Origin of the sequence: Flavobacterium cellulosilyticum (assembly GCF_004349355.1) — a bacterium.
Taxonomy (GTDB): domain Bacteria; phylum Bacteroidota; class Bacteroidia; order Flavobacteriales; family Flavobacteriaceae; genus Flavobacterium; species Flavobacterium cellulosilyticum.
Genome location: NZ_SMFK01000002.1, coordinates 23,082 through 40,056, shown reverse-complemented (window position 1 = coordinate 40,056; position 16,975 = coordinate 23,082). Strand labels below are relative to the sequence as shown.

Annotated in this window: 17 protein-coding genes and 4 tRNA genes; 1 reads left to right on the top strand and 20 read right to left on the bottom strand. The window is 34.1% G+C overall.

The window, feature by feature from the left end:
* Positions 1-104: 104 nt before the first annotated feature.
* The 17 genes from rpoB to E0F76_RS04065 form a co-directional block, all read right to left on the bottom strand.
* Positions 105-3,917 carry a DNA-directed RNA polymerase subunit beta gene (gene rpoB / locus E0F76_RS04145; protein WP_132001780.1) on the bottom strand — a complete coding sequence of 1,271 codons (3,813 nt, stop codon included), beginning with the start codon at positions 3,915-3,917 and terminating at the stop codon, positions 105-107.
* Positions 3,918-4,190: 273 nt separating this feature from the next.
* Complete coding sequence (gene rplL, locus E0F76_RS04140) at positions 4,191-4,559, bottom strand: 50S ribosomal protein L7/L12 (RefSeq protein WP_132001777.1); 369 nt, start codon at positions 4,557-4,559, stop codon at positions 4,191-4,193.
* A gap of 89 nt (positions 4,560-4,648) precedes the next feature.
* Positions 4,649-5,143, bottom strand: coding sequence for a 50S ribosomal protein L10 (gene rplJ / locus E0F76_RS04135; RefSeq protein ID WP_132001774.1), 495 nt, complete (start codon positions 5,141-5,143; stop codon positions 4,649-4,651).
* 21 nt (positions 5,144-5,164) lie between these two features.
* Complete coding sequence (gene rplA, locus E0F76_RS04130) at positions 5,165-5,854, bottom strand: 50S ribosomal protein L1 (protein ID WP_132001771.1); 690 nt, start codon at positions 5,852-5,854, stop codon at positions 5,165-5,167.
* A gap of 3 nt (positions 5,855-5,857) precedes the next feature.
* The gene (rplK, locus tag E0F76_RS04125) at positions 5,858-6,304 is read right to left on the bottom strand and encodes a 50S ribosomal protein L11 (RefSeq protein ID WP_132001768.1); all 447 of its coding nucleotides are present in this window, start codon (positions 6,302-6,304) and stop codon (positions 5,858-5,860) included.
* 161 nt (positions 6,305-6,465) lie between these two features.
* Entirely contained in the window at positions 6,466-7,017 is a 552-nt protein-coding gene (nusG, locus tag E0F76_RS04120; protein WP_132001765.1) for a transcription termination/antitermination protein NusG, read from the bottom strand.
* Positions 7,018-7,027: 10 nt separating this feature from the next.
* A complete protein-coding gene (secE, locus tag E0F76_RS04115; protein ID WP_132003103.1) occupies positions 7,028-7,225 on the bottom strand; it encodes a preprotein translocase subunit SecE in 198 nt (65 codons plus the stop codon).
* Positions 7,226-7,240: 15 nt separating this feature from the next.
* Positions 7,241-7,311 (bottom strand) — tRNA-Trp (locus tag E0F76_RS04110).
* A 58-nt stretch (positions 7,312-7,369) separates the two neighbouring features.
* Positions 7,370-8,557 carry an elongation factor Tu gene (gene tuf, locus E0F76_RS04105; protein ID WP_132001762.1) on the bottom strand — a complete coding sequence of 396 codons (1,188 nt, stop codon included), beginning with the start codon at positions 8,555-8,557 and terminating at the stop codon, positions 7,370-7,372.
* A gap of 56 nt (positions 8,558-8,613) precedes the next feature.
* A tRNA-Thr gene (locus E0F76_RS04100) sits at positions 8,614-8,685 on the bottom strand.
* A 93-nt stretch (positions 8,686-8,778) separates the two neighbouring features.
* Positions 8,779-8,859 (bottom strand) — tRNA-Tyr (locus E0F76_RS04095).
* A gap of 124 nt (positions 8,860-8,983) precedes the next feature.
* Positions 8,984-9,057: transfer RNA gene (locus E0F76_RS04090), tRNA-Thr, on the bottom strand.
* A 92-nt stretch (positions 9,058-9,149) separates the two neighbouring features.
* Positions 9,150-9,452 (bottom strand): ribosome hibernation-promoting factor, HPF/YfiA family, encoded by a 303-nt coding sequence (gene hpf / locus E0F76_RS04085; protein ID WP_132001759.1) that lies wholly within the window; start codon positions 9,450-9,452, stop codon positions 9,150-9,152.
* Positions 9,453-9,485: 33 nt separating this feature from the next.
* Positions 9,486-10,382 (bottom strand): tyrosine-type recombinase/integrase, encoded by an 897-nt coding sequence (locus E0F76_RS04080; protein WP_132001756.1) that lies wholly within the window; start codon positions 10,380-10,382, stop codon positions 9,486-9,488.
* Positions 10,383-10,450: 68 nt separating this feature from the next.
* Positions 10,451-10,648, bottom strand: a complete 198-nt coding sequence (rpsU, locus tag E0F76_RS04075) for a 30S ribosomal protein S21 (RefSeq protein WP_132001753.1) — start codon at positions 10,646-10,648, stop codon at positions 10,451-10,453.
* 232 nt (positions 10,649-10,880) lie between these two features.
* Positions 10,881-12,020, bottom strand: a complete 1,140-nt coding sequence (locus E0F76_RS04070; protein ID WP_132001750.1) for an acyl-CoA dehydrogenase family protein — start codon at positions 12,018-12,020, stop codon at positions 10,881-10,883.
* An 18-nt stretch (positions 12,021-12,038) separates the two neighbouring features.
* Complete coding sequence (locus tag E0F76_RS04065; protein WP_132001747.1) at positions 12,039-12,923, bottom strand: ComEA family DNA-binding protein; 885 nt, start codon at positions 12,921-12,923, stop codon at positions 12,039-12,041.
* Between the two features lie 193 nt (positions 12,924-13,116).
* Here E0F76_RS04065 and E0F76_RS04060 point away from each other — a divergent pair, with 193 nt between their 5' ends.
* Positions 13,117-14,754: an amino acid permease gene (locus E0F76_RS04060; protein ID WP_132001744.1), complete on the top strand. Its 1,638-nt coding sequence runs from the start codon at positions 13,117-13,119 to the stop codon at positions 14,752-14,754.
* 73 nt (positions 14,755-14,827) lie between these two features.
* Here the strand turns inward: E0F76_RS04060 and E0F76_RS04055 are convergent, their stop codons facing one another.
* From E0F76_RS04055 to E0F76_RS04045, 3 genes are all read right to left on the bottom strand, one after another.
* The gene (locus tag E0F76_RS04055; protein WP_132001741.1) at positions 14,828-15,055 is read right to left on the bottom strand and encodes a PspC domain-containing protein; all 228 of its coding nucleotides are present in this window, start codon (positions 15,053-15,055) and stop codon (positions 14,828-14,830) included.
* Between the two features lie 96 nt (positions 15,056-15,151).
* Positions 15,152-16,423 (bottom strand): DUF2851 family protein, encoded by a 1,272-nt coding sequence (locus E0F76_RS04050; protein ID WP_132001738.1) that lies wholly within the window; start codon positions 16,421-16,423, stop codon positions 15,152-15,154.
* Between the two features lie 56 nt (positions 16,424-16,479).
* Positions 16,480-16,962 carry a 3'-5' exonuclease gene (locus E0F76_RS04045; protein ID WP_132001735.1) on the bottom strand — a complete coding sequence of 161 codons (483 nt, stop codon included), beginning with the start codon at positions 16,960-16,962 and terminating at the stop codon, positions 16,480-16,482.
* Positions 16,963-16,975 lie beyond the last annotated feature (13 nt).

Genomic DNA, 16,975 nt, shown 5'->3' with positions numbered 1-16,975 from the left:
AAAATCGGAACGGCTTACGGGTATAAATCCTAAAAACCTATAAAAAAGTGATCAGTGCTCAGTGTTCAGCTTTAAACTGACTACTGAACACTGATAACTGAATACTATTCTTCTAATCTAATGTCTAAACCAAGACCTTTCAATTCATGCATTAATACATTGAATGATTCCGGTAATCCTGGTTCTGGCATAGACTCTCCCTTAACGATTGCTTCGTAAGTTTTAGCTCTACCAATAACATCATCAGATTTCACAGTCAATATCTCTCTAAGCGTACTTGATGCTCCATAAGCTTCAAGTGCCCAAACTTCCATTTCTCCAAAACGTTGACCTCCAAATTGAGCTTTACCTCCCAATGGTTGTTGTGTAATTAATGAGTATGGTCCAATTGAACGTGCGTGCATTTTATCATCAACCATGTGACCTAATTTCAACATATAGATAACACCTACTGTTGCTGCTTGGTGAAAACGTTCTCCAGTTCCTCCATCATAAAGATAAGTGTGTCCAAAACGTGGAATTCCAGCTTCGTCAGTCAATTCGTTGATTTGATCTAAAGTAGCACCATCAAAAATTGGAGTAGCATATTTTCTACCTAAATTTTGACCAGCCCAACCTAAAACCGTTTCATAAATCTGACCAATGTTCATACGTGAAGGTACTCCAAGTGGATTCAACACAATATCAACTGGCGTTCCATCTTCTAAGAAAGGCATATCTTCATGACGAACAATACGAGCTACAATACCTTTGTTACCGTGACGTCCCGCCATTTTATCCCCAACTTTCAGTTTACGTTTTTTAGCAACATATACTTTAGCTAATTTCAATATTCCTGAAGGTAATTCATCACCTACAGTAATAGTAAATTTCTCTCTTCGTAATGCACCTTGTAAATCGTTCAACTTAATTTTATAGTTATGAATTAAATCATTCACCATAGTATTAGTTGCATCGTCAGCTACCCATTGTCCTTTGCTTAAGTGAGCAAAATCTTCAACAGCATAAAGCATTTTTTGAGTATATTTTTTACCTTTTGGTAAAACTTCTTCACCCAAATCATTCATTACACCTTGAGATGTTTTTCCGTTAACGATTAAAAACAATTTCTCGATTAATTTGTCTTTTAATTCAACAAATTTAACTTCAAATTCCATTTCCAAAGCGCCTAAAGCATCTTTATCTTGGGTACGTTTGCGTTTATCTTTTACTGCTCTTGCGAACAATTTTTTGTCTAGAACCACACCATGTAAAGAAGGAGAAGCTTTTAATGAAGCATCTTTTACATCACCTGCTTTATCCCCAAAGATGGCTCGAAGCAATTTCTCTTCAGGAGTAGGATCTGATTCTCCTTTTGGAGTTATTTTTCCGATTAGAATGTCACCAGGCTTAACCTCGGCTCCAATTCTAATCATTCCGTTTTCATCTAAATCTTTAGTAGCTTCTTCAGAAACGTTTGGAATATCATTCGTTAATTCTTCGTTACCTAATTTAGTATCTCTCACTTCTAATGAATAATCATCAACGTGAATAGATGTAAATATATCGTCGCGAACTACTTTTTCAGAAATTACAATCGCATCCTCAAAGTTGTACCCTTTCCATGGCATAAATGCCACTTTTAAGTTACGACCCAAAGCTAGCTCTCCATTTTGAGTAGCATAACCTTCAGATAATACTTGTCCAAGAACTACTCTATCACCTCTTCTTACGATTGGTTTCAAGTTGATACTTGTACTTTGATTGGTTTTTCTAAATTTAATTAGATTGTATGTTTTCTCATCTTCTTCAAAACTTACCATTCTTTCTTCCTCAGAACGATCGTATTTGATAGTGATAATATTAGCATCAACATATTCTACAACTCCAGGACCTTCAGCATTTATCAATACTCTAGAATCTGAAGCTACTTGACGCTCTAAACCTGTTCCAACAATTGGAGCTTCAGGGCGTAATAATGGTACGGCTTGACGCATCATGTTCGATCCCATCAAGGCTCTATTCGCATCATCATGTTCCAAGAAAGGAATTAATGAAGCAGAAATCGAAGCAATTTGGTTTGGGGCAACGTCAGCATAATCCACTTTAATTGGATCAATTACAGGAAAATCTCCCTCTTGACGCGCAATTACGTTTTCGGCAAGGATTTTACCAGTAGCATCCATTTCAATGTTTGCTTGAGAAATCAACATACCTTCTTCTTCTTCAGCGCTCAAGTAAACAGGTGTAGAAACTAAATCTACAACTCCATTTGTTACTTTACGATACGGTGTTTCAATGAAACCCATTCCGTTTACTTTAGCATAAACACCAAGCGAAGATATCAAACCAATGTTTGGTCCCTCAGGAGTTTCAATTGGACATAAACGTCCGTAGTGCGTATAGTGAACGTCACGTACTTCAAAACCTGCTCTTTCACGAGAAAGTCCACCTGGTCCTAGTGCCGATAATCTTCTTTTGTGCGTAATCTCAGCTAGTGGATTTGTTTGATCCATAAATTGAGACAACTGGTTGGTACCAAAGAAAGAGTTGATTACTGATGATAATGTTTTAGCATTAATCAAATCAATAGGTGTAAACACCTCGTTATCTCTAACGTTCATTCTCTCACGAATGGTTCTTGCCATACGAGCTAAACCTACACCAAATTGTTGTGACAATTGCTCTCCAACTGTTCTAACACGACGGTTTGACAAGTGATCGATATCATCAATATCTGCTTTCGCATTAATCAATTCAATCAAATATTTCACTATGGTAATGATGTCTTCTTTGGTAAGCACTTGCTTTTCCATTGGCGTATCAAGACCCAGTTTTTTGTTTATTCTATAACGACCAACTTCACCTAAATTGTAACGTTGTTCAGAAAAGAATAATTTATCAATAATACCACGAGCAGTTTCTTCATCAGGCGGTTCTGCATTACGCAATTGTCTGTAGATATGCTCAACAGCTTCTTTTTCAGAGTTTGTTGGATCTTTTTGTAGCGTGTTGTGAATAATAGAATAATCTACTCCATTATTATCTTCCTTGTGCAACAAAATAGATTTAACGTTAGAATCAATGATTTCTTCAACATTATCTTTGTCGATAATTGTATCTCTATCAAGAATTATTTCGTTACGTTCGATAGAAACAACTTCGCCGGTATCTTCATCCACGAAATCTTCATGCCAAGTGTTCAAAACACGAGCCGCTAATCTTCTACCAATATATTTTTTAAGTCCTGTTTTAGATACTTTAATTTCTTCAGCAAGGTCGAAAATTTCAAGGATATCCTTGTCTCTTTCGAATCCAATGGCACGGAATAAAGTAGTTACAGGTAATTTTTTCTTTCTGTCGATATACGCGTACATTACGCTATTGATATCGGTTGAAAATTCTATCCAAGAACCTTTAAAAGGAATTACTCTGGCAGAATATAATTTTGTTCCATTTGCATGGAAAGATTGTCCGAAGAAAACCCCTGGAGAACGGTGTAATTGAGAAACAACAACACGCTCAGCACCATTGATTACAAAAGTACCACTTGGAGTCATGTAAGGAATTGTTCCAAGATATACATCTTGTACAATAGTTTCAAAATCTTCGTGTTCTGGATCTGTACAATATAATTTCAATCTTGCTTTTAAAGGCACACTATATGTAAGACCTCTCTCAATACATTCTTGAATTGTATAACGTGGTGGATCTACAAAGTAGTCAAGGAATTCCAATACAAAATTGTTTCTTGTATCTGTAATTGGAAAGTTTTCCATGAAGGTATTGTATAAACCTTCGTCGCCTCTTTCATCAGATTTTGTTTCCAATTGGAAAAAATCTTTAAACGATTTAACCTGAACATCTAGAAAATCTGGATATACAGGAATGTTTTTTGTAGAGGCAAAATTTAATCTTTCAGTCTGATTAGTTATCATCTATGGACAAAATTTTGATTAAAAAAGTAATTTTTTTGTGTATAAATACTATTTCTATACTTTACTTTTACAACCATTACATCTTTAAAAATCAATTTAAGATAACTACTTTTTTATTATCTGTTAATTTTTTTTCCTCGTAATGGGTAAAAATGTATTCTATTTCAAAATTCTATTTTGCAATGAAACAAAATAGAAATTTATTATACGAAAAATGGTTTAGGTCTTTGGATTGTATCCAAGACCTAAACCTAATTCTCTAAAAGAGGTGAACTATTTAATTTCAACAACAGCTCCAGCTTCTTCTAATGATTTTTTAAGACCTTCAGCCTCATCTTTAGAAACGCCTTCTTTAACATTTGATGGAGCAGAATCAACTACATCTTTAGCTTCTTTCAAACCTAAACCTGTAAGTTCTTTAACCATTTTCACAACAGCTAATTTAGAAGCACCAGCTTCTTTTAATACTACTGTAAATTCAGTTTGTACTTCTTCAGCAGCAGCTTCTCCACCACCTGATACTACTACAGCTGCAGCAGCTGGTTCGATTCCGTACTCATCTTTTAATATTGTTGCTAATTCGTTAACTTCTTTTACTGTTAGGTTAACTAATTGTTCTGCGAATTGTTTCAAATCTGCCATTTTTTCTATCGTTTTAAAATGATTTGTTAAATATAATTTATTTATTGTGCGCGTAATCATACGCTTAATTCATACTGTTAAGTATGGAATTAAGCCACCTCTTCTTCTTTGAATTGGTTTTGAAGAGCAGAAATAACTCTTTGTGCTGGCGATTGAAGTAATCCAATAAGTTCACCAATAAGTTCTTCTTTAGATTTAATAGTTGCCAAGGCATCTAATTGATCATCTCCAATATAAACTTCTGCATTGATGTAAGCCCCTTTCAAAATTGGCTTAGCATTCTTTTTGCGGAAATCTTTAATTATTTTTCCAGGTGCGTTAGCAACATCAGCAATTAATATAGCACTATTACCTGTCAATACTGAAGGTAATTCACCATAATCATTAGCCGAAGCTTCCATTGCTTTTGCAAGCAAAGTATTTTTAACTACCTCTAATTTTATACCTGCTTTAAAGCAAGCTCTTCTCAAGTTTGAAGTTGTTTCTGCATTTAATCCAGAAATATCAGATATATAAATGATATTTGTACCAGCTAACTGTGCAGTTAAATCTTCAATCGCGATTGATTTTTCTTCTCTAGTCATACTAAAAATTTTTAACTACAATTATACTGCTTTAGGATCCAATGCAATTGCAGGACTCATTGTGCTAGTGATGTGAATACCTTTAATGTAGGTACCTTTAGCAGCAGTTGGTTTAAGTTTGATTAATGTTTGAATAATTTCGTGTGCATTATCATAGATTTGTTCAGCTCCAAAAGAAACTTTTCCAATTCCTGCATGTACGATACCAGTTTTATCAACTTTGAAATCGATTTTACCAGCTTTAACTTCTTGAACAGCTTTTGCAACATCCATAGTTACAGTACCTGTTTTAGGATTAGGCATTAAACCTCTAGGTCCTAAAATACGACCTAATGGACCTAATTTACCCATTACAGCAGGCATAGTGATAATTACATCAACATCTGTCCAACCGTCTTTAATTTTTTGAAGGTATTCATCAAGACCAACATAGTCTGCACCAGCTGCTAAAGCTTCCGCTTCTTTATCTGGAGTAACCAATGCCAATACTTTAACATCTTTACCAGTTCCATGAGGCAATGTTACTACACCTCTTACCATTTGATTCGCTTTTCTAGGATCTACTCCTAAACGTACTGCGATATCAACAGACTCATCAAATTTTGCAGAAGCTATTTCTTTAATTAATGCAGAAGCATCTTTTAAAGAATATAGTTTGTTCTTTTCAATTTTTGAAGCAGCCTCTTTTTGCTTTTTTGTCAATTTTGCCATGTCTTAAGCTTGTTTTAGAGGAGAATCTCCAGTTACAGTTATACCCATAGATCTAGCCGTTCCTGCGATCATGCTCATAGCAGACTCGATTGTGAATGCATTTAAATCAACCATCTTGTCTTCCGCGATTGTTTTGATAACATCCCAAGTAACGCTAGCTACTTTCTTACGATTTGGTTCTCCAGAACCAGATTTAAGCTTTGCTGCATCCAATAATTGAACAGCAGCAGGTGGTGTTTTTACAACAAAATCGAAAGATTTGTCTTTATACACTGTAATTTGCACTGGGCAAATTTTACCTGGTTTATCTTGGGTTCTCGCATTAAATTGCTTACAGAACTCCATGATATTAACACCAGCAGCACCTAAAGCAGGTCCAACCGGTGGCGACGGGTTCGCAGCACCTCCCTTAACTTGTAGTTTAACTACTTTACTAATCTCTTTAGCCATTTTTTTAAAAAATTTAACACACTCTCATTGGAAGCGAAAATGTGGTTTATTATATATGTAACAAAATTATACTTATTAATGGTCTTACTGTTTAAAAGTCAAATGTCTTAAAGAATTTAAAAACTATATGTTTTTACTTTATGACTTTAGACTTTACGACTTTAGACCTTCTCTACTTGCATAAACCCTAATTCTAATGGTGTTTTTCTACCGAAAATTTTAACCATTACTTCCAGTTTACGTTTTTCTTCATTAATTTTTTCAACAGTCCCATTGAAACCATTGAAAGGACCATCTATTACTTTTATTGTTTCTCCTAAATTGAATGGAATTGCTCGTGTATCAGCATTTACCGCTAATTCATCTACTTTTCCTAACATTCTATTTACTTCAGAAAGCCTTAATGGAACTGGCTCTCCTCCTTTTATTTCACCTAAAAAACCAATTACACTTGTTATAGATTTAATAATATGGGGTATCTCCCCAACAAGATTAGCTTCAATCATTACATAACCTGGAAAATACACTTTGTCTTTAACAATTTTTTTTCCATCTTTTACAGTTACTACTTTTTCAGTAGGAACTAATACCTGAGAAACATAATCACCCATTCCTAATCTAGCGATTTCGGTTTCGATGTAAGCTTTCACTTTATTCTCTTGACCGCTTACTGCTCGAACTACGTACCACTTTTTCATATTATTATCTGCCATAACAAAAAAATTATGCTTTTATCCAGTTAAAAAAACCAGCCAATGTTTTTGCGAAAAATTCATCTGTTCCCCAAGTTGCCAAAGCAAATATCACGGAGAAAACAGCAACAACAATAGTTAAACGTTGTACTTCTGCCCATTCTGGCCAAGACACATTTAATCTTAATTCTTCAAATGCTTCTGATATGTAATTAACAACTTTCATGATGATTTGTTTTATTAGCACGGGCGGAGGGATTCGAACCCCCATCAACGGTTTTGGAGACCGCTATTCTACCCTTGAACTACGCCCGTTTGTTAATAAAAACCAGCAACACCATAAGGCGTTACTGGCTTATACTTATTTATATAATTAAGCTACAATCTCAGTTACCTGACCTGCACCTACAGTTCTACCACCTTCACGGATAGCAAAACGCAATCCAACATTCATTGCGATTGGGCTTAATAAAGCTACATTAATAGTTAAGTTGTCTCCTGGCATTACCATCTCAACTCCTTCTGGCAAAGTAATAACTCCTGTTACGTCAGTTGTACGAACGTAAAACTGTGGACGGTAGTTATTATGGAATGGTGTATGACGACCACCTTCTTCTTTTTTCAAGATATAAACCTCAGCTTTGAAAGTAGCGTGTGGTTTTACTGATCCTGGCTTAATGATAACCATTCCTCTTTTGATAGATTCTTTATCAACACCTCTTAACAATAAACCTACGTTATCTCCAGCTTCACCTCTATCAAGGATTTTACGGAACATCTCAACTCCTGTAATAGTAGAAGTTAATTTACCAGCTCCCATTCCAATGATTTCAACAGCATCTCCTGTATTAGCAATACCAGTTTCGATACGACCTGTAGCAACAGTTCCACGTCCAGTAATCGTAAATACATCTTCAACTGGCATTAAGAAAGGTTTTGCAGTATCACGAATAGGCTCTTCGATCCAAGTATCACAAGCTTCCATTAATTCAATGATTTTTGGTACCCAAGCTGGATCACTATTCAATCCTCCTAAAGCAGAACCTTGAATAACCGGACAGTTGTCACCATCATATTCATAGAAAGACAATAAGTCTCTAATTTCCATTTCAACCAATTCTAATAATTCCTCATCATCAACCATATCCACTTTATTCATGAATACAACCATTCTAGGAATACCTACCTGACGACCTAATAGGATGTGCTCACGTGTTTGTGGCATTGGTCCATCAGTTGCAGCTACAACAAGAATAGCACCATCCATTTGAGCAGCACCAGTAACCATGTTTTTTACGTAATCCGCGTGACCAGGACAGTCAACGTGTGCGTAGTGACGGTTAGCAGTTTCATACTCTACGTGAGATGTATTAATTGTAATACCTCTTTCTTTTTCTTCTGGAGCATTATCAATTTGATCAAACGATTTTGCTTGACAGTAACCAGCATCAGATAACACTTTAGTTATTGCTGCAGTTAAAGTTGTTTTTCCGTGATCCACGTGCCCAATTGTTCCAATGTTTAAGTGGGGCTTATTACGGTTAAAGGTTTCTTTTGCCATTTTACTTAGTTTTTAATCTTAATTAATTTATTAGTGTTCAAATTTATTCTTTCTTGAGCCAACTACGGGAATTGAACCCGTGACCTCTTCCTTACCAAGGAAGCACTCTACCTCTGAGCTAAGTCGGCAGAGAGTTCATTTTAGATTTATGATTTTAAAAATTAAATTTCAGATTAACAACAATCTTAAATCTAAAATCTAAATTCTAAAATTCATTCTTGTGGGGAGAGCAGGATTCGAACCTGCGAAGTTCACACAGCAGATTTACAGTCTGCCCTCGTTGGCCGCTTGAGTATCTCCCCTTTTATTTTAGATTTCTGATTTTAGACTTTAGATTACTCTAAAACCACATTCCATCATTCTAAAATACTTTTTCCTTTACGCATCGAAATCTAAAATCTACATTCAGAAATCTCCAATTTTTAGAGCCGGCGGAGGGACTCGAACCCACGACCTGCTGATTACAAATCAGCTGCTCTAGCCAACTGAGCTACGCTGGCAAAATCAATAAAAAAAGTCCGCTATTTCTAACGGACTGCAAATGTAGAAATTTTATCTCTCAATCAAAACATTTTTTTAAAAAAAATTAATATTAAATGTGGTCTCGTATTTTTTCTTTTCTTTTTACCAATAATCTTTCTAGAGATTCAGCCGAAATCTCCACTGCTTCCTCAAAAGTCTTACAATGTTTTTTTACTAAAAAATCATCACCTGGAACATTAATTTTGATTTCGACAAACTTGTTTTCCTTGTCACTCATGTTTTCTACTTTCAAAAAAACATCTGCAGATACAATTTTATCATAATACTTCTCTAATCTGTCCATTCTTTCCTGAACGAAATCTACTAGTTTTCTATCAACATTAAAGTTGACCGCCTGAACATTTACCTTCATAATCAAATTTTTATTGGTTAAACACTGCTTGAATTATTTTAAATTTCTTGGATGAGCATCTTCATATACTTTTTTTAGCTCTGACAAACTACTATGTGTATATACTTGTGTCGATGCCAAACTTGAATGTCCTAATAATTCTTTTACTGAATTCAAATCGGCTCCGTTGTTTAATAAATGAGTCGCAAATGTATGCCTTAATATATGGGGACTTTTTTTGACCTTTTCGGAGACTGTACTAAAGTAAGAATTTATTAAACGATACACAAAGGATTCACTTAATTTTAACCCTTTATTTGTGATAAAAAAATTGTCATTTTCCGTAATTAACTCTAAACGTGTTCTTTCATTGTAATACAAAATTAATTGCTCAGAAATAATTGGCAAAACAGGAAGAATCCTTTCTTTATTCCTTTTCCCGAGTACTTTTATTGAACTATAAGCAGCATTAATATTATGTGTCTTTAAAAATATTAACTCGGTTCTTCGAATTCCTGTGGTGTAAAATAAATCAATAATTAGTTTATTTCTTATTTCATCGAAACCTTCGGGTTTTGGAATTAGACTCAAAACATCATCCACTTCTTTTACTGAAAATGGAATTTGAAGTGTTTTTGGAGTTTTTAAAGCCTTATGTTTCAATAACGGACTTACCTCTATTTGTTTTGTTTTTAATAAAAACTTATAAAATGCTTTTAAGGAAGCTATTTTTCGATTGACTGTTACATTGGAAATTGAATCGTCTACAAGCGAAACAATCCAGCTTCGGATTTGACTGTAATTTACTTTATCAATAGCATCTTGATCGAATTGGTTTTTATTGAATGATTCGAAGTACTGTATATCATTCAAATACGCATTTACGGTATGTGGAGAATATTTTTTCTCCATTTGTAAGTAATCTCTAAAAGCATCTTTGTTTGTAGCCATAAAAAAACCGTTAGTATCAAAGGTATTAAACTTTAATGACTAACGGCATTTATTGCAATAGAAAATAATTAACTATTTTCCATATTATCTCTCATATTCTGGATATAAGCTGCTTTTTGAATTTTCGCTCTGTTGGTTACTGATGGTTTTATAAAAGCAGTACGCGCTCTTAGTTGACGAACAGTTCCAGTTTTGTCGAATTTTCTTTTATAGCGCTTTAATGCTCTATCGATATTTTCTCCGTCTTTAATTGGTATAATTAACATAATTTTATCACCTCCTCTCGTTAAGGCTGCAAAAGTAATTATTAATTATGAATTATGAGTTATGAATTATGAATTATTTTTTTAGATTAAATATAATAGACGACAGATTAAAATAAAACAAACAGCAACAAAAAAAGCCAAGCTACAATTTAGCTTCGCTCTGTTCGGCTTTGCCTCGGGTCTCGCTTCTTGGCTTTTCAATCTATTATCTCTTTGTCTATTTTCTCTTTGTCTATTTCAAAATATTCCTTGAAATCACTAGTTTCTGAATCTCCGTAGTTCCTTCGCCAATAGTACATAATTTAGAATCTCGGTAGAATTTCTCTACTGGATAATCCTTCGTATAGCCATAACCTCCGTGAATTTGAACGGCATCATTGGCCACTTTTACACAAACTTCGGAAGCAAACATTTTACTCATTGCTCCAAGTGTTGTCATATTACGATTGTTATTTTTCAAGAAAGCCGCTTTATGCAAAAGCAATTCTGAAGCTTCAATTTCAGTAGCCATATCAGCGAGTTTGAATGAAATTCCTTGAAATTCACTAATTGCTTTTCCAAACTGATATCTTTCTTTCGAATATTTTAAAGCTGCTTCATAAGCTCCTTTTGCAATTCCGAGAGACAAAGCTCCAATGGAAATTCTTCCGCCATCTAATATTTTCATAGATTGAACAAAGCCATCGCCTACTTCTCCTAATCTATTCGCATCTGGAATTCTACAATTATCAAAAATAAGTTCCGCTGTTTCGCTGGCACGCATTCCTAATTTATTTTCTTTTTTTCCAGAAGTAAATCCTGGCATTCCTTTTTCGAAAACGAAAGCAGTCATCCCTTTGGAATCTCCTTTTTTTCCCGTTCGAACAATAACAACTGCAATATCTCCCGATTTTCCGTGAGTAATAAAGTTTTTGGCCCCATTTACAATCCAATGATCTCCGTCTTTAATAGCAGTGGTATTCATTCCACCAGCATCCGAACCTGTATTGTGTTCCGTTAGTCCCCAAGCTCCAATATGCTCAGCTGTTGCCAATTTTGGAATCCATTTTTTCTTTTGCTCCTCGTTACCAAAGGTCAAAATATGATTGGTACATAAGGAATTATGAGCCGCAACGGACAACCCTATGGAAGGATCGACTTTAGATATTTCTTCAATTATGGTGATGTATTCATGATACCCCAGTTCAGAACCTCCTAAGTCTTGTGGGACTAAAACGCCCATAAAACCCATTTCACCCAATTTTTTAAATAAAGAAACTGGGAATGTTTGAGCTTCATCCCATTCCATTATATGTGGTCTAATATTTTTTTCAGCAAAATCTCTAATAGATTGCGCAATTAATGTTTGTGTTTCGCTATAATCGAAGTTCATCCTAATAATATATGAGTTTTAAAAGTCCAAATATAAGGCTATAATATTTGCCATTTCAATAGACAATCCTTTAATTTTTGTTAAATCCTCAATATTTTTAAAATCTCCATTCATACTTCTAAAAGTTACGATTTGTTTTGCTAATTGATAATTGAAATAGGGAAATTGAGACAATTCCTTTATTGACGCGTTATTGATGTCAATTTTATTTACTTTTGGGAGCACTGTAATTTTAAAATGAGTATTCAAACTCTCAATTACTTCTGGCGTTAATCCCCAGACATCTTTCATTTGTTCCATTGACACAAAACCCCCAAGACTTCCCTTAAATTTTAATATTCGAAGTGAAATCACCTCGCCAATTCCTTTTATTTTAATCAAATCTTCTTGAGTAGCTTGATTGATGTCGATTATAACTATTTTTTCATTTTTGCCGAAAGCCGTAAAGGGATACTTTTTATTCTCTTTGAATTCTTTTTTGTTTTTGACCCAATCTGGAAACTTAAAATATGGCGCAATGGCAATTAATAACGAATCGGATACTTTTGTGACGTGTTGAAATTCTTCAGGCGAATTCACATACTTATTTTCTTTTCTAAAAGCAAGAAGTCGATCAATTTCCTGAACCGACATTCCCAATTTATACCCTTTGAAATCTGTAATAAAATTAGGATTGAAAGGATATATTTTTGGAACATAATCCTGTTTTTCCTTTTTCAAGGAATCCATTTGAATTTGCAAAGACATCCATTTTTCTTTTTCAGGAGATTTATTAGACTGAACTTTAAAATCAAAGAAAAAATACACTGTTTGTACTAGTACAATTAAAAAAAGCAATAGAAAAACACCAGCTCGCTGTCCTCTTGAAAACTTAAAAAAAGATTGTATATCTTGGAAAGTCATCGCTATAATTTATGCTTATTTGGAACACACTGGTTTTCAGACTTTAAAAATAAAAAAATATTTAACAAACCTATACTTACTTAGGAAAAAATATTAAAAATAAAATACAAATTTCAAAAAACACGGCGAACTCTATCATCTCAATCTTAAAAAACAATATATTTGAATTTTAATAATCACAAACCTCAATTATATGTCTATTTGGAAAAGAAAACCATTAGCACAACTTTTAGACGAAGCTGCTGATTCTGAAAAAGGATTAAAGAAAACCCTCACTGCCTCTGGATTGGTTGCTCTTGGAATTGGCGCTATTATTGGTGCTGGATTGTTTTCAATAACTGGATTAGCAGCATCAGCAAACGCTGGCCCAGCAATAACCATTTCATTTCTTGTAGCCGCGTTTGGCTGTGTTTTTGCGGGTTTATGTTATGCTGAATTTTCTTCAATGATTCCTGTTGCCGGAAGTGCTTATACTTATTCATTCGCAACTATGGGCGAATTTATCGCTTGGATAATTGGCTGGGATTTAGTTTTAGAATATGCTGTAGGAGCCGCAACCGTATCGATAAGTTGGTCTCGTTATTTCGGAAAATTTTTAGGTGGCTATGGAATACATATCGATGATGCTTATATGCTTTCTCCTTTTGAAGGTGGTATTATCAATATTCCAGCTGTTATAATTGTTATGGTTGTATCTTTTCTATTAATTCGTGGAACCCAAGAATCTGCTTTTGTAAATGGTATTATTGTTTTATTAAAAGTATCTGTAGTCCTAGTTTTTATCGCTGTGGGATGGCAATATATCCGTCCAGAAAATTATACTCCGTATATACCTGAAAACACTGGTAAATTTGGTGAGTTTGGTTTTTCAGGGATAATCAGAGCTGCGGCGATTGTGTTTTTTGCTTATATTGGTTTTGACGCTGTTTCGACTGCTGCACAAGAAGCCAAGAATCCGAAAAGAGATATGCCAATTGGCATTTTATTGTCATTAGCAATATGCACTATTTTATACATACTTTTTGCACACGTTATGACAGGTGTTGTGAACTATCAGGCATTTGCAGGAAAAGATGGAATAGCTCCTGTTGCTGTTGCTGTTGAAGCAATGGGGAATGTAGGGCCGAACGGAATGATAACTCCAGCTTATCCTTGGCTTAATAATGCAATTTTATTAGCCATCTTAGGTGGGTATTCTTCGGTTATTTTGGTGATGTTGATGGGACAAAGTAGAGTGTTTTTCTCGATGAGTAAAGATGGTCTTATGCCAAAAGTATTTTCAGAAGTACATTCAAAATTCAGAACCCCAGCCAAAAACAACCTACTGTTCATGGTAATTGTAAGTGTTTTTGCAGCATTTGTTCCTGCAAGAGTTGTGGGAGAAATGACCAGTATAGGTACTTTATTTGCCTTTATATTAGTATGTGTCGGCGTATTAATTATGCGTAAAAAAATGCCCGATGCACCAAGAGGATTCAGAACACCATTTGTCCCTTATGTACCCATAGCAGGTATTGTTGTTTGCTTGTTTATGATGGTGTTTTTACCATTAGACACATGGATCCGTCTTATCGTTTGGATGATAATTGGTTTTGATTTTTACTTATTCTACGGCATGAAAAACAGTGTTTTAAATAAAGGTAATTTTAGTTTAAAAAATTACAAAACTGTTTCTGCATCAGGTCTAGGAATGGTACTAGCTTTGATAATCATAGCATATATTAACCATTTAGATGTAAATGTTGATGAAATATTCTTATTTTATTTCTCTATTGGTTTTGCAATTATACACGCATTTATATATGCTTATAGTTTCAAAAAGATGAGATAAAAACTTTAAGAAATAAAAAAGGGTTTTTAGAATTTCAAAATTCTAAAAACCCTTTTTCTGATTATATAACAGCTTATAAGTCGAAAACAGATGTACGTTTTGCTCGAATCAAATCTTTCAATCGAATCCAAAATGCAAGTGTCAAATACACTCCAAAACCTATTCCAGCGGTTACAAAGGAAATGTATATAAAGAACAAGCGAACGCTAGTTACCCGCATTCCTAATTTGTCTGCAAGACGAGAGGAAACATGAAAACCATGTTTTTCAAAAAAATATTTAATTTGTAGTACTGCTCTCATTCTTTTAGGTTTTGCCTCCAGCGACATGCTCAAGGTAACAATAGTTTTGGGTAAAATTACAAAATATTCGAATGAACATACATCCGAATCAACAATTTAACTTTTTTTCAATAATTCCATTCCGATACTACATTCTAGGCAACGACTTTTATTGCAATATTCATTTTTGAGTTGCAATAAAGATTGTGATTCAAAAGCATTTTTTGGTTTAATCCCAAAAGAAGTGAATTTATCCATTATCGCATTTTTCTCTGGTGCAACCTCATTCAACAGTATAAACAAATCTTCGGATATTTCTTTGCCTTGATTTTTGGCGTAAGCAAATTGTAATGGAATTAAAGTATTTATAACAATCAAGTCAATAAATGATTTAGAAATCTTCTTTTTCTTTTTAGGGCTTTCTTTGTCAAACTGATAATGATTTTGCCAATAACTGGATGCAGGAACTTCTACTATTTCATAAATATTCTGGAGTGAATTTGAAGTACTTATTTTAGAAAATAAATTTTGTTGAGTGTGATACAAATTCGCTAATTGCGAGAGTCGAATGGTTGGGAAATTATCCGGCCGATGTTTAAAAAATTGAACTGGTTCTACATTTTTTTTCTCAAATTGGTATTTATGAAGCAAATAGAAATACCTGAATTTCAGATTATTAAAGTAAGAATCTTCTTTTTCAGAATCCAACAAACCGGCTGAACCTAAAAGTAACGCTTCTAAATTTTCGACTTCAAAACTTTCTTTTCTTATAATTGAAAAAGGAATCGTTTGTGCAATTTTCATAAAAATAGCCCCATTAGTATTCAACCCGAAATTCTTCGCTAGTAGGCAAAACAAAACTGCTTCCCAATCATTATTCGTTTGTTCTAATAATTCATAAATCGATTTTGATTTTCTTTCCAGCCGTTCAAAAAACAAGCGTTCTTGCCAATTCTTTAATGTGAATTCATTTATCTCTTTCAGTTGCTTTTCGCAAAATATCCAAGATTTTGGAGTCATCAACGTTTTGTAATTGACAATTGTCAATATATCAACGTGATTTTTCAATTCCAAAACTGGAATTTCGGTATTGTTTTTTCTAAATATTTCGGTATCGTGTTCCCAAACTACATGAAGAATCACATTTTCATAAGCTTCATCTCTTTCGTGGTGATGAACATACCAATCCGAAGATTTGAGATGAATTTCTACATTTCCTGCCCATTTTTGGTCCCCAATTATAATTTGAGAATTAAAAAAATCAGGTCCAGCAAGTTCTAAATATTGTCCAACATTGATGATAGTGATCTCCTCTCCATTGGAAGTTTTTAAATTTAACGCATCAAATTTCTTAAATTTCCATAAGTAATGGAGAAAATCTTCTTTCATAAAATTAGACAATAGATTGAAGACTAAAGTACTAAAAAAATAAATGCGTGATAAAATTATCTCAATAAATACAATTTAGCGCAAGCCCGCGCATCAGACAAAGCCTCGTGATGATTCAAAGCAATTTGCATTGCCCGACAACAATCGCTTAATTTGGTTGGTTTTAATCCTTTTGCTTTGTATATTTTTACAGTACATTCCCATCGAGAACTAATATTTAATTCCTCATAATTCAAGCCATAAAGTGCCATCGACTTGGCTAATACATTACGATCAAAACTTTCGTTGTGAGCCACAACTATGCGATTTTGAAGACGTTTTTTAATTTCTGGATATACTTGTGCAAAAGTCTTTGCGTTCATCGTATCTCTTGGATGAATCCCGTGAACGGCAATCGTAAAAGGAGAGTATTCGTTTCTTGGTGGCTTGATTAGGGTAACATATTCGTCAACGATAATTCCGTTTTCAACGGTAACTATTCCAACTGAACAAGGATGGAATGCTGTGGCAGTTTCGAAATCTATTGCAGTGAAGGTCATTTGATTGTAGATT

What these genes read in the sequence shown, in the direction of transcription:
- E0F76_RS04050 (WP_132001738.1), bottom strand. Translation starts at nt 16,423, where the DNA reads ATGAAAGAAGATTTTCTCCATTACTTATGGAAATTTAAGAAATTTGAT.
- nusG (WP_132001765.1), bottom strand. Translation starts at nt 7,017, where the DNA reads ATGGCAGATAATAATATGAAAAAGTGGTACGTAGTTCGAGCAGTAAGC.
- E0F76_RS04065 (WP_132001747.1), bottom strand. Translation starts at nt 12,923, where the DNA reads ATGACTTTCCAAGATATACAATCTTTTTTTAAGTTTTCAAGAGGACAG.
- rplA (WP_132001771.1), bottom strand. Translation starts at nt 5,854, where the DNA reads ATGGCAAAATTGACAAAAAAGCAAAAAGAGGCTGCTTCAAAAATTGAA.
- rpoB (WP_132001780.1), bottom strand. Translation starts at nt 3,917, where the DNA reads ATGATAACTAATCAGACTGAAAGATTAAATTTTGCCTCTACAAAAAAC.
- tuf (WP_132001762.1), bottom strand. Translation starts at nt 8,557, where the DNA reads ATGGCAAAAGAAACCTTTAACCGTAATAAGCCCCACTTAAACATTGGA.
- rplJ (WP_132001774.1), bottom strand. Translation starts at nt 5,143, where the DNA reads ATGACTAGAGAAGAAAAATCAATCGCGATTGAAGATTTAACTGCACAG.
- E0F76_RS04045 (WP_132001735.1), bottom strand. Translation starts at nt 16,962, where the DNA reads ATGACCTTCACTGCAATAGATTTCGAAACTGCCACAGCATTCCATCCT.
- E0F76_RS04070 (WP_132001750.1), bottom strand. Translation starts at nt 12,020, where the DNA reads ATGAACTTCGATTATAGCGAAACACAAACATTAATTGCGCAATCTATT.
- E0F76_RS04080 (WP_132001756.1), bottom strand. Translation starts at nt 10,382, where the DNA reads ATGGCTACAAACAAAGATGCTTTTAGAGATTACTTACAAATGGAGAAA.
- hpf (WP_132001759.1), bottom strand. Translation starts at nt 9,452, where the DNA reads ATGAAGGTAAATGTTCAGGCGGTCAACTTTAATGTTGATAGAAAACTA.
- rplL (WP_132001777.1), bottom strand. Translation starts at nt 4,559, where the DNA reads ATGGCAGATTTGAAACAATTCGCAGAACAATTAGTTAACCTAACAGTA.
- E0F76_RS04060 (WP_132001744.1), top strand. Translation starts at nt 13,117, where the DNA reads ATGTCTATTTGGAAAAGAAAACCATTAGCACAACTTTTAGACGAAGCT.
- E0F76_RS04055 (WP_132001741.1), bottom strand. Translation starts at nt 15,055, where the DNA reads ATGAGAGCAGTACTACAAATTAAATATTTTTTTGAAAAACATGGTTTT.
- rplK (WP_132001768.1), bottom strand. Translation starts at nt 6,304, where the DNA reads ATGGCTAAAGAGATTAGTAAAGTAGTTAAACTACAAGTTAAGGGAGGT.
- rpsU (WP_132001753.1), bottom strand. Translation starts at nt 10,648, where the DNA reads ATGTTAATTATACCAATTAAAGACGGAGAAAATATCGATAGAGCATTA.